Raw genomic sequence first — 13,372 nt, 5'->3', positions numbered from 1 at the left:
TTATCGGTTTATTTTTTATTAATCGCGTTATTAACCTAACGCATTCATCATTCCGGACAGTTGTGCTTTCATTTTTCCTGTCACGTCTTGCATGTTGGCAAACTTATTACGAGTACGTTCTTGTAAGCTGTCCATTCGACGGTCTAAGTCAACCTGCTGATCATTCAAACGGTAGTTTTGATCTCGCATGGTATTCATTCGTGTACGGATTGGGCCAGCAACACCAGTCATACTTTGGATAACATCTTCCACTTTCTTAGCGAAGCCTTTTGAGCCACCAAAAAAAGTATGCAGTTGACCAAAATTTTCATTCAACTGACGATCAAGCATCGTATCGTTTATTTCTAATGTGCCCTGGCGCGTCGTAGAGATGCCAAGTTCAATTAACGTTTTAATGTCTTTAGGTGCCGACTCAACTTGCGAGACAAAAACAGATTTTAATCGAGACTCTGCTGAACGTACTACGCTGTCTCCAGCAAGTGGACCGCTTTGCCCTGTTGCTGGATCATAACCACTTAGCGCTTGTGTGGTTTCATAAAACTGGTTATAGGTAGAGACAAACTGTTGAATTGCAGCCTTTACACCTTCTCTATCAAACTGAACATCCAAATCAACACGTTTGCTGCTTTCTGCTGTTGTCCCTTTCAGGGTAATATCAACACCATGAACCGCATCTTGAATAACATTTGTGTCGCTGCTTATTCTCGCAACACCATCAAGCACCACTTTTGCACTGCTGGCAGATTGAACTTCTTGCAGACCTGAATACAGTGGCTTACGTGGACCTTCAGGTTTAATCGCTTCGACAACTTTTTCGATCGGTTCTAATTTTTCTTTTGCGATTTCTTTGATCGTTGGCGGCAGTTGTTCAATTTTTTCTTTCGCTACATCAACAAGATCTTTCTTTGGTGCTTCTTGTGGCGCTTCATAAGTAATACCAGCAGCTTGGAATACAGTATCTGGTGTTTGACCAATTTCTGCCAACGCCTCTGCCGCCGACTGGTCGCCTTGTTTTGCCGCTTTAGCTAATTCTATTTTTTCACCTTCACTTGGCAGTGCCGCTTGCAGTGTACCTGCAGTGCGTTCACTCCAACCAGACATGCCTGATGTTGGATCGGTTGGGTCTTCAAGTGTGGATAATGCAGCCGTCGCTTCTTGTTGAACTAGAATTTCTTTTGCTGCTTTTTCTTCACGAGCAAGATCTCTATTCGCAACATCAATTAATGGCTTAAAGTAAGCGTATTTTTCTTCATCACTCAATTCAGGAACTTGTTCTTGAGTTAACGGTTCACCCACTTGTTGAGCGGCTATTTCTGGATTATTTTGATATTGAAGAAGGGTTGGAATATCGAACTTAGTCGATACCGTTGGATCAAAATTTGGATTAAAAGCAAGACGATGAAGCTGATCGTTATATTCCGCATCAACTTCAATTTTTACTTTGTGACTTTCGCCTGGTTTGTCCGACGCTAAGATAAGACGAGATCCGCCATCATCCTTAACGATAGAAGCTTGCACACCAGGATTAGACGGTGCGCCATTAATTTGTTTTAGTAAGTCGGTGATCTTATTATTTTTACCAATAACATCGATAGTGAAGTTTTTATCACCTAACGATATATCAAGTTTACCTGGACCAAATTTGGCATCATCACGAATTGGAGACGAGGCTAATTTTTGAGCTTGAGCTAATTGCAAAACGTCAATGGTATATCGGCCAGCCAAGGCTTCAGGTGTCGCTGTTGCACTTACGACTTCATCATCACTGCTTGAGATAGTTCGAGATGCAAAGGTGTCCTCTTGGCGAAAAGTCGACATGAGATTTTTCATGGTATCTAACGATTCTTGCAGACGACCGTAGCCACTGATATTCATGTCTATGTCTGAGCGTTCACGGTCAATGCGCTGCTGCTTTGGTAAGCGCTCGCTTTCAACTATTTTACCCACCATAGAATTGATATCTAGGCCACCACCCATCCCCATCGGGCTCATACTCATGAAGCATTTTCCTCAGTTAACGTTTTATACCAATGATGGCATTGGTATCATATCCTCTCAGCTATCAATCCAGATGCACTGGCAGCTAATTCTCTAGCAACTTCCAACATTTTTTCATCAGGGATTTGACGAATAATTTCACCAGAGCTGACTTCACGAACGGTAATAACCTGCCGCCCTGATTCGTCATCGAGATGAAATGATAATCCTCGCCCCATGCTTTTAACGTATTCATTCAGCTCTTTCACTGCATGATGAATTTCTTCTTTCTTTTTCGTTTCAAGCTGTTGCTCTGCTTCTACTACAATTGCTTGGCTTGCTGTCAATGTCTCAGACGATTCGCTTGCCGCTATTTTATTTATAGTATTCACAGATGATGTAGGTTGCAGATTAGAACTAGCAATTTGCGTGCCGTTATTGGAAGGGGTAGACGACTGAATTGATGAAGGTACAAATGAGGGGTTCATAACTCTTTCCTCCTAATACGAAAAAAGACAGCAGGAGAGCGGCCCTGCTGTCATATTTCAGTAAGTGGGTTGACGATGAAGCCGCCCACCTACCTATTTAGGTATTATCAATTAATCGAGTGGATTAACGTAATAGACCTAGAGCAGCGTTAGGCGCTTGCTTAGCTTGAGCTAAGATAGAAGAGCTTGCTTGCTGTAGGATTTGTGCTTTAGTCATTTCAGTTGTTTCTTTCGCGAAATCAACGTCTTTGATTTGGCTCTTAGCAGCAGAAACGTTTTCGTTAATGTTGTCTAAGTTGTTAATTGTGTGACCCATACGGTTTTGAGCAGCACCTAGCTCAGAACGGTGGCTATCAACAAATTTCATTGCTGCATCAACAACTGCTACTGCGTCTTGAGAACCAGCTACCGTTGTAACGTCGATGTTACCAACTGTTTTTTGAGCTTGAACAGCGTCAGACATACCAGTTTCGTTAGCTAGAGCACCAGAGAATTCGATTTCGCCTTCGATTGTGCCTTTAGCTGCAAATACTTGCAGTTTGCCATCTTCACCAACAGAAGCGCTAACTTTGTCAGTTTGGCCGTTGATGTAAGTTGCCACTTCTTCGATATCGTCGCCAGCTTTAGCGTTGATAGAAACAGATTGCTCTTCACCCGCTTTGTCTGTGAAAGAGATAGTCATGTTTGCGTCTTTACCAGCAGTCCAACCAGCAGCAACACCTTCTTTCGCAGTGAAAGATTGGCCACCCATGTTTGCTTCGTCAGCACGTAGGTTATTTAGAGTAAGCATTACTGCTTCACCTGAATCTGCACCAACTTGGAAAGATTTAGTACCGAAGTTACCGTTAAGTAGACGTGTGCCACCAAAAGAAGTTGTTTCTGCGATACGGTTCATTTCATCAGAAAGAGCCGTTACTTCTTGTTGGATCGCGCTACGGTCAGCATCAGTGTTTGAACCATTTGACGATTGCAGTGCAAGATCACGTACACGAGAAAGGATGTTTGAAGTCTCTTTCATTGCGCCTTCAGCAGTTTGCATCATAGAGATACCGTCGTTTGCGTTACGAACCGCTACGTCTAGACCACGAGTTTGCGTGTTTAGACGGTTAGAGATTTGTAGGCCAGCTGCATCATCTTTAGCACTGTTGATTTTGCTACCAGAAGACAGACGCTCCATTGATTGGTTAACGTCAGATGTTGCGCTGTTTAAGTAACGCTGTGCAGTCATTGCTGATACGTTAGTATTTACTGTAATAGACATAAATAGATCTCCTAAGGAAAATTGTACAACAGTGGTTTGGTCTCATCCTCCAAACCAGCTATTGATTCTCACATATATTTATAAAGCGTATCTCTATGCACTTTGTAGACTCTCACCTCTACAAAATACATGCGGAATAGCCTAAGTTAATTTTAAAAAGTAAGTCAGACTCACTTATGACCTGTTGGGAAGGAACTTAGCGTGTCGCATAAATTCCCATTCTCACAAGTATTTACTATGCTGATTAGCCCAACAGGCCTAATGCTGCATTTGGTGCCTGCTTAGCTTGAGCTAGAATTGAAGAGCTCGCTTGTTGCAGGATTTGAGCTTTCGTCATTGCCGTCGTTTCTTTAGCAAAATCAACATCTTTGATTTGGCTATTAGACGCATTAACGTTCTCATTAATATTTTCTAAGTTGTTGATAGCGTGGCCAAAGCGATTCTGGAAAGCACCTAGGTCTGCACGGTTTGAGTCAACGTATTCCATCGCTGAATCAAGGATAGCAACCGCTTTTTGTGAACCACCAACAGTAGTTACATCGATGCTTTTCACTGTATCGGCAACTTTATTGCCCATACCTAGTTCATTGCTTAGTGAACCACCAAACTCAATGTCTGTTGCTTCTGCTGCTGCGAATACTTGCAGCTTGCCATCTTCAGTAACCGATGCATTGATTGCGTTGCTTTGACCATTGATGTAAGTCGCTACTTCTTCAATATCATCGCCTGCTTTTGCATTGATTGAGATGTTTTGCTCTTTGCCTTCTTTATCGACAAAGTTCATTGTTAATTCTGTGTTTTCTGCATTTACTGACCAATTTGCATCTTTACCTTCTGTCGCTGAGTAAGTATGTCCACCCATCGCTGTTGTATCAGAACGCATGTTATTCAGTGTTAGCATTACCGCTTCACCTGAATCTGAACCGATTTGGAAAGATTTAGTGCCAAACTGACCATTTAGTAGGCGAGAACCACCAAACGATGTTGTTTCTGCAATACGGTTTAATTCGTCATTCAAAGCAACCACTTCTTCTTGAATCGCAGTACGGTCAGCGTGTGTATTTGAACCGTTTGAAGATTGAAGTGATAAATCACGCATACGTTGAAGGATGTTCGTTGTTTCGTTCATCGCACCTTCAGCAGTTTGCGCCATTGAGATACCATCATTTGCATTTCGAACTGCAACATCTAAGCCGCGAGTTTGAGAAGTTAGACGGTTTGAAATTTGTAGGCCAGCCGCATCGTCTTTTGCACTGTTAATTTTAAGACCTGAAGACAAACGCTCCATTGAGCTGTTTAGGTCGTTAGTTGCGCTGTTTAAGTAACGCTGTGCAGTCATTGCTGATACGTTTGTGTTTACATTGATAGCCATAATTTATTTCTCCACTTTGGTTCCGAATCACTCCGCTCCTGGACCGGAAACCGTATTAATCATCGTTGATACATAACTTAACGACCTAACTTTGAATTACTTTAGAAAAACTTTTTATTTTTTTAAGCTTTTCTTTTTAAAGAAGATTCAACGTTTAACATCGTTCTGTCTTGTAATTAGGTTATCGCTCAAAATCAAAAACTCTTTAGGAAAAAAGACAAAAAAAACGAAAATAATTTAAATCAGAGCTAAAACGTGAGAAAAATCTCTATAAATAGAGAAAGAAAGGCAATTTCAGTCTATTTATTAAACAACTACAAATAATGAGCCATTATACAAACTGATATTCTTTTGGAGTTGGCATAAAAAAAGCCGAGGAAAACCTCGGCTTTGGCTATAGTGTGAGAGCACTACTACCTTAGAAGTGGGTAACGATTCTTAACGAACTAATTATCGTAGCAAGCCAAGTGCAGCATTAGGTGCTTGCTTAGCTTGAGCTAAAATAGATGAGCTTGCTTGTTGAAGAATTTGCGCTTTTGTCATTTCTGTCGTTTCTTTAGCAAAATCGACGTCTTTAATGCGACTATTTGATGCAGATACATTTTCATTAATGTTATCTAAATTAGAAATCGCGTGATTAAAGCGGTTTTGGAATGCACCAAGATCTGCACGGTTAGAATCAACAAACTGCATTGCAGCATCAAGTATAGCAACCGCCTTCTGTGAACCACCAACGGTCGTTACATCAATGCTTTTTACGGTTTCAGCTTGAGCTGTACCCATATTTAATTCGCCAGCCAGAGAACCACCGAAGTTCACCTCTCCTTGGACTTTATCATTAGAGGTAACAATTTGAAGTTCACCTTTTTCAGATACAGACGCATTAATTGAATCAGTCTGACCATTAATGTATGTCGCTACTTGCTCAATATCATCACCAGCTTTTGCATTAATCGTTAATTCTTTCTCTTCACCCGCTTTGTTTAAAAACGACACGGTTAGTTCTGATTTCTCAGCATTTACAGACCAATCTGCACCCAACCCTGTTTCTGCTTTATAGCTTGTTCCACCCATTGATGCTGAGTCTGAACGCATGTTATTTAAGCTAAGCATTACCGCTTCACCAGAATCCGCACCAATTTGGAAAGATTTAGTACCGAACTGACCATTTAGAAGACGAGAACCACCAAAAGATGTGGTTTCTGCAATACGGTTTAGCTCATCATTTAATGCACCAACTTCTTGTTGAATCGCTTCACGATCTGCTGTTGTGTTAGAGCCATTAGAAGATTGAAGTGATAAATCACGCATACGTTGAAGGATGTTAGTCGACTCATTCATCGCCCCTTCTGCCGTTTGTGCCATTGAGATACCATCATTCGCATTACGCACAGCAACATCTAAACCACGTGATTGTGACGTTAAACGGTTTGAGATTTGTAAACCTGCCGCATCGTCTTTTGCACTGTTAATTTTATAACCAGAAGATAAGCGTTCCATTGATTTATTTACGCCATCCGTTGCACTATTCAGGTAACGCTGAGCTGTCATTGCCGATACGTTAGTATTTACTGTAATTGACATAGTTGTATCTCCGTTTAGTTTTCCGATTGTTTTCCGTTTTCGGAAAACTGAGCTTCATTATTTGGAACTAACAATGTTGCCATTAGCGCCTGATACTTAATGTAACGACGGTTAAAAATAAACCTTTATTGATTTTCTTATAAAATTATCGATTACTTTATGAACTATGATCGTGCTTCAAAGTTTTTTAAATTTGACAGAAAAATAGCTAAAGTTTTATTTTTATCATTAAAGATCTTTAAGTTATTGATATAAAAGAAATCTACTCAAATTCTCATTAATAAATACCTTTTTACAGATGAAAAAAAACCAGCAAACGCTGGTTTTTTATACGTAAAGAACTAAAACTACCCAAGCAGCTTTAAAGCGACATCAGGTGCTTGCTTAGCTTGAGCCAATATTGTTGAACTCACTTGTTGTAATATCTGAGCTTTCATCATTTCAACTGTTTCTTTAGCAAAATCAGTATCTTCAATACGACTGTTCGATGCCGAGATGTTCTCATTAATATTATTTAGATTATTAATTGCATGACCAAAACGATTTTGAAAAGCACCTAAAGTGGCGCGTTCTTTATCAACAAACCCCATTGCCGCATCTAACGTTGCAATGGCTTTTTGAGAACCACCAACACTGGTTAAATCTAAATCATTAACTGTATCAAATACCGCTCCACCAATAGCAAGTTCTGCTGATAAAGAGCCGCCAAATGTCACCGCACTTGAGACTAGATCTCCGGCAGTAAATAACTGCAACTGACCTTTTTCATCCACGGATGCTTGAACGGTATCATTCTGTCCATTGATGTAAGTGGCTAACTCTTCAATATCATCGCCGGCTTTCGCTTCTATCGTAATCTCTTGAGCTTTTCCATTTTCATCAGCAAATGACATTGTTAACGTTTGCCCACCTTCAGGTACAGTCCAACCTTTATTAAGCTGATTTTGTGAGGTGTAATGAAAACCACCCATCGCTAAGGTATCAGAGCGCATACTACCTAAAGTAAGTTGAACCGCTTCACCTGCATTAGCACCTATCTGGAAGGTTGATGTCCCAAATTGGCCATTCAATAAACGACGGCCACCAAAAGAAGTGGTTTCTGCAATGCGATTTAATTCATCATTTAAAGCATCAGCTTCTTCTTGGATCGCTTGTCTATCTTGCAAGGAATTTGAACCATTAGATGACTGCAAGGCTAAATCACGCATACGCTGAAGGATGTTAGTCGATTCGTTCATCGCCCCTTCCGCCGTTTGAGCAATCGAGATCCCATCATTGGCATTACGGACAGCAACATTTAAACCGCTCATTTGAGCTTGCAGTCGATTGGATATTTGTAACCCTGCCGCATCATCTTTCGCGCTATTAATACGCTTACCTGAAGAAAGGCGTTCCATCGATTGATTTAATTGATCTGTTGCTTGATTCAAATAACGCTGTGCCGTCATGGCAGACACATTGGTGTTTACTGTCACTGTCATAATGACCTCTCAATAAAATAGCTCTTTGCTGATATAGCAAAGCAGACTCTTATAACGCTTTATCGGCGTAAAAAAAATAAACTTAAGAGAAAATAAAAAGAAAAGAATTAGAAAGGATAGACAATACTTGAGAGGTAAATAGAAAAGGGTAGCCCCAATAAAGGGGCATAAAGCTAGGTTGGTTTTTTATGAGGAGATCTGTGAGAAGAACACAAAAAACCAGTTACCTGAAGCTTGCACAACAATCAAATGAACAAGAGGATGATGAGAGATGAGAGCACCTCTTGTTCACTCAGATGACTGTTGTTAGTTACTCAGTTACTGCAGTAAAGTTAGTGCAGCGTTTGGTAACTGTTTCGCTTGAGCAAGAATAGATGTACTAGACTGCTGAAGGATTTGTGCTTTTGTCATATTTGTTGTTTCTTTAGCAAAATCAGTATCTTTGATTCGGCTATTAGAAGCAGACACATTCTCTTGAATGTTAGACAAGTTGTTGATGCTGTGGCCTAGACGGTTTTGTTTCGCACCTAAATCAGCACGCTCACGGTCGATATAAGCAAGCGCTGAATCGATAACACCAACAGAAACTTGTGCATCACCAACAGAGGTTACGTCTAATTTATCAACAGTAGCTTTCATACCTGGACCGCCAGCTAAACCTAGTTCAGTCGCAAGGTTACCAGATACCGCTAACTCACCTTCAATAGATGGTTCAGCAACAAACAATTGAAGTTTACCTTCATCGCCAACAGATGCAGAGATCTTGTCTGATTGACCGTTGATGTAAGTCGCTAATTCTTCAATATCATCACCTGTTTTAGCACTGATATCGATAGAAATTGCTTCACCCTTTTTAGTTGTGAATTCTAATTTCAGGTCATTTTTGCCAGGTTCAACGTTCCAAGACGCACCTTTGCCGTTTTCAGAAACAAAACGTTGGCCACCCATACTGTCATCATCAGCACGAACTGACGGTAACTTAATTAGAATAGCTTCACCAGCGTTAGCACCAATCTGGAATGCTGATTCACCGAACTGACCATTAAGTAAACGACGACCACCAAAAGAGGTTGTTTCAGCAATACGGTTTAATTCGTCAGACAGTGCATGTACTTCTTCTTGGATAGAAGAACGGTCTTGATCTGAGTTAGAACCATTTGCCGCTTGCAATGATAAATCACGCATACGTTGAAGGATGTTTGTCGATTCGTTCATCGCACCTTCAGCCGTTTGAGCGATAGATATACCATCGTTCGCATTACGCATAGCAACGTCAAGACCACGAGTCTGCGCTGTTAAACGGTTAGAAATTTGTAGACCAGCAGCGTCATCTTTTGCGCTGTTGATTTTAGTACCTGAAGACAAACGCTCCATTGAGTTGTTTAGATCATTCGTTGCGTTATTTAGGTAACGCTGCGCAGTCATCGCAGATACGTTAGTATTTACATTTACAGCCATCGTTGCTCTCCTTTAGCTTCGTTTTCACGAAATCTAATTTCTGCTCTATTCAGAAATATTTAAAATTCATAGTTAAATATCAGCCACAATTGGCCAATGTTTTTCAATGTCATGTAATTTACATATCAAATCTCATGCCAAGATGAGAAGAAATACATGAATTAATGACTGACATACAAAAGCAAAGAGAATTACTCTACCTTGCCATTGCCATGCCACTATTTACCATTGGCAAACTGTGAGCGTCTCAGTCATAGTTATTAATTAGCATAAGCTGTGCCAATTTTAGGAAAAATTCATTTTAAATTAAAAAAAATAATCAACTTATACAATTTCAATAAGTTAAATAGGGTTATTCAGTGTTATTTAACTCTTAACTTTCTATCTAAATTATTTTTTTGCCGCTTTTCAAGTCGATTTGCCGCTCTTGCCTCTTTAATGCTTCCGTCGTATCTCTCTTTATTTATATAAGAAAAACAAAATTCTTGTTCATCTCAAAAATAAGTACTTATACATAATTAAAGACACATCAGCTGCGGCAAAAAACAAAGAGAAACGGCAATTCATTTCCCATATAAAAACTTATTATTCATACAGTTAAAATTAAAACAAAAAAGCCTAGCATTTCAGCTAGGCTTGTCATCAAATGTGTTAATTTACACGTAATTAAATAATGTAATGTCTTTTACTTTACCGAAGGCTTGCTGGGAAGCCTGAAGTGCACGTGTATTTTCATTAAACTCAATCACGGCTTGAGCGTAATCTAAATCTTCAATCGAACTTAATGATTTTGAGATAGTTAAATCAAAATCTTGATGCTGTGATTCTTGCTGATCAAGCGTATTTTGTCTTGTACCCACTTCCGCTCTTGCTTGGCTTAAGTGAATAAATGCAGCATGAAACTCATCCGTTACTTGGTGTAACTCTGCCGTACTAGAGGCGTCAGAAACATCCTTTAATGCAAATTCTTGTGCTTTCTTAAAGGCATCAAAAATACTGATGGTTTTCTTTGGCTCAAGAGTGATGGTATCGCCCGCTTTTAATTGACCACGAACTTGAATATCAACGCCTTCATATTTAATCCCTTCAGAAGGATCAAACTGTGCATTCTTTACCACACTGCCGTCTTGAGATAACTGATAATTATATTGACCATTTGCCGCCGCTTTAAAAGTGACTTCATAGGTAGATGGGTCGGTATAATTAGAATTTGTTGCTTTTGAAAGCAGTAACTCAGACCCTTCTTGTAATGCATATTGTGGATCATAGTCCCCAAATGGATTTTTTATCTCAGTAAACAATTTACTACCAGAGTCATTCACTGCCACCTCAATAGAACCAGAAACCTTTAAGCTACGCTGATATTCATCACCTGCGTAAGCTACAGTTCCATCATTCGCTCTAAAGAAAGGCTGTGTTTTCGACTTTGTACCTGAAAATAAATAGTTACCTGATTCATCTAACATATTTGTTAGATTTAAGAAGTTATCTGCAATGCCTTTAATGTCTTGCGCATGAGCATAACGGTCTTCTGGTGCAAGAGAACCGTTAATCATTTCCATCACGCTGCGCTTTGCGTCATCAGCAAATTGCTCTGCATTCGCAATCGCAACCTCATGACGTTCTAAACGGTTACGTGCTAAAACAATAGTATCACTGTATTGACGTAACTCTTCTTTCTTCTGTGTTAGGTTTTGTGCGTATAACGCAGCAACAGGGTCGTCACCTGCGGTTAATAGCTTTTTACCTGACGCCAGTTGTGCGCTGTTTTGATGAACTTTCGCTTCTTGACGAGAAATATCATTCTGCACTGATTGGTAGTTATGAAAGCTTGAAATACGATTTAACATACTCTATTGCCTCCTAATTACGATAATTGCAAGATTGAATTAAACGTCTCATCTGCCGCTTTCATGATTCGAGAAGAGGCCATGTACGCTTGTTGGAACTTCATCATATTTGCCGCTTCTTCATCTAAGTTTACGCCAGCAACTGAAGCAACACGACTTTGCGCCGCTTCATTCTCTACACGTGAAACTTCAGATAAACGAGAAGCAGTGGCTTTTTTAAGACCAATTTCTGTATTTACGTTTTGGTACAAATCAATAACGGTTGAACGACCTTCATCCATCACTTTACGTGTTTGCAAACCTTGCATTAATAGTAGGTTGCCGTTATCACCTTCTGATGGAACTAAGTTAGCCGCAAATTTATCATTTGCTGCTGCACCACCAGAAAGCTCAAATGTAGTACCACCAACAGTTACCGGACCTTGCGGTGGGTACGTTTGTGGTTCTAATAGCATTTTGCCTTTCATATCCAGTACTGCAAACTGATTTGCCGCTGGAGAAATAACAACTTGGAACTCTTTTAATGGACCAGCTTGTAAGACTTTAAATTTAGCATTACCTGTTGCAAAGGTTGCTGAGCTTGCATAGCTTTGTGCTGCAATCTTCTCTGCTTCATTCATCTCAAGCTTCATTGTGCCTGCCGCAATACGCGTTGGGCGAAGTAATACACGCTCACCGGCACTTAGTGGTTCACGAATTTCAACTCGCATACCGTCTAAGAAAAAGGTCGATGGGTTACCGGTTGGGTCTAAGCGCTGAACTTCACCCGTAGGTCGGGTCACGGTATATTGGCTACCATCATACTTAAGAGCGTAATCCCCTGCTTTTAGTTGGCTAATATCATCAATAAATACGCCAACTTCAGCAGACGAGTCACCAGAAATGATGGCACGGCTACGAACTGCTTGTTCTGAATTCACATCAGAGAAAATATTTGCACCAACTTGACCACGTAAATCAATTGCTTGACTCTGTAGGCGGTTAACTTCACTACTGAAACCAACTGACACACGGCCTAGTTCATCCATAATTGTTGGGATTGTGCTATCACGCAATTCAAATAATGACGATAATTTACCGCCAATACTGTCATGTTGAATCGCTTTCATTCCCTTACCTTCAACCATTGCTAGTCGGCGCTGTAATGGGTCAGGAGAACCTGCAATCATTTTCAATTCACTTGCATTAGTACCAGACACTAACATGTGCCCACCACCAATTAAGACATTGAATGCGTTCTCGTTATCACGCTTAGTAATGGTAACTTTTGTGTATTGAGACAGTTCTTTAATTAACTTTTCATGACGATCCATTAGGTCATTGTGCGGACCAGGGGTCTTAACCATCATTTGGTTAATTTCTTTTAACTCTAGAGCAATACCATTCATACGCTCTACTGTTAGATCCATCTTTTTATTTACGTCTGAATTTTGCTGACGTACGTTTTCATAAAAGTCATTTAAGCTTTGTGAAACAAGACGTGATTTTTCAAGGACTACTTTACGCGCACCGATTTCGTTAGGGCTATCGGCAAGAGTTTTTACAGCATCAAACCAATCATTGATGTTTTCAGGAATACGTTTAGCGCCAATAGACGACATCATATTCGTTAGAACATCTAGGTTAGCTTCTGTATCCATAGAGTAATTAAGGTTAGTTGTTGATAGGTTCAGCTCATTAGTTGCAAACTGATCAAACGAACGTCGCACAGCGGCAACATGCACGCCTGCGCCGAGGTTTGCACCTGACACCCAATGAGGCATATTTGTTTCTTGAACAACCGATTGACGACTAAAGCCTTCAGTATTAACGTTGTTAATATTGTGACTGGTCGTATTCAGTTGACGCTGCGCCGTAAGCACACCTTGTGTACCCAGATGTAGCAGATCAAGTCCCATGTA

The 13,372-nt window shown here is 40.2% G+C and carries 9 protein-coding genes; all 9 read right to left on the bottom strand.

Translation table 11 applies throughout. The annotated features are described in order from the left end of the window. Positions 1–30: 30 nt before the first annotated feature. The 9 genes from fliD to flgK all read right to left on the bottom strand — a co-directional run bounded on the left by fliD (position 31) and on the right by flgK (position 13,369). Positions 31–1,998 carry a flagellar filament capping protein FliD gene (gene fliD, locus BTO23_RS01780; protein ID WP_061003011.1) on the bottom strand — a complete coding sequence of 656 codons (1,968 nt, stop codon included), beginning with the start codon at positions 1,996–1,998 and terminating at the stop codon, positions 31–33. Between the two features lie 47 nt (positions 1,999–2,045). Then, positions 2,046–2,465 carry a flagellar protein FlaG gene (locus tag BTO23_RS01775; protein WP_061003013.1) on the bottom strand — a complete coding sequence of 140 codons (420 nt, stop codon included), beginning with the start codon at positions 2,463–2,465 and terminating at the stop codon, positions 2,046–2,048. Between the two features lie 124 nt (positions 2,466–2,589). Then, positions 2,590–3,726 carry a flagellin gene (locus tag BTO23_RS01770; RefSeq protein WP_060991574.1) on the bottom strand — a complete coding sequence of 379 codons (1,137 nt, stop codon included), beginning with the start codon at positions 3,724–3,726 and terminating at the stop codon, positions 2,590–2,592. 244 nt (positions 3,727–3,970) lie between these two features. Further along, entirely contained in the window at positions 3,971–5,098 is a 1,128-nt protein-coding gene (locus tag BTO23_RS01765) for a flagellin (protein ID WP_060991575.1), read from the bottom strand. A 450-nt stretch (positions 5,099–5,548) separates the two neighbouring features. Next, on the bottom strand, positions 5,549–6,682 hold the full coding sequence (locus BTO23_RS01760) for a flagellin (RefSeq protein ID WP_060991576.1): 1,134 nt from the start codon (positions 6,680–6,682) through the stop codon (positions 5,549–5,551). 347 nt (positions 6,683–7,029) lie between these two features. Next, positions 7,030–8,163 (bottom strand): flagellin, encoded by a 1,134-nt coding sequence (locus BTO23_RS01755; RefSeq protein WP_060991577.1) that lies wholly within the window; start codon positions 8,161–8,163, stop codon positions 7,030–7,032. 318 nt (positions 8,164–8,481) lie between these two features. Continuing rightward, a complete protein-coding gene (locus tag BTO23_RS01750; RefSeq protein ID WP_060991578.1) occupies positions 8,482–9,621 on the bottom strand; it encodes a flagellin in 1,140 nt (379 codons plus the stop codon). 656 nt (positions 9,622–10,277) lie between these two features. Further along, complete coding sequence (flgL, locus tag BTO23_RS01745; RefSeq protein WP_060991579.1) at positions 10,278–11,471, bottom strand: flagellar hook-associated protein FlgL; 1,194 nt, start codon at positions 11,469–11,471, stop codon at positions 10,278–10,280. 17 nt (positions 11,472–11,488) lie between these two features. Next, positions 11,489–13,369, bottom strand: a complete 1,881-nt coding sequence (gene flgK, locus BTO23_RS01740; protein ID WP_060991580.1) for a flagellar hook-associated protein FlgK — start codon at positions 13,367–13,369, stop codon at positions 11,489–11,491. Positions 13,370–13,372 lie beyond the last annotated feature (3 nt).

The organism is Aliivibrio sifiae (genome assembly GCF_002954715.1).
In the GTDB taxonomy this organism is placed as follows: Bacteria; Pseudomonadota; Gammaproteobacteria; order Enterobacterales; family Vibrionaceae; genus Aliivibrio; species Aliivibrio sifiae.
This window is presented reverse-complemented; position numbering and strand designations above follow the sequence as displayed.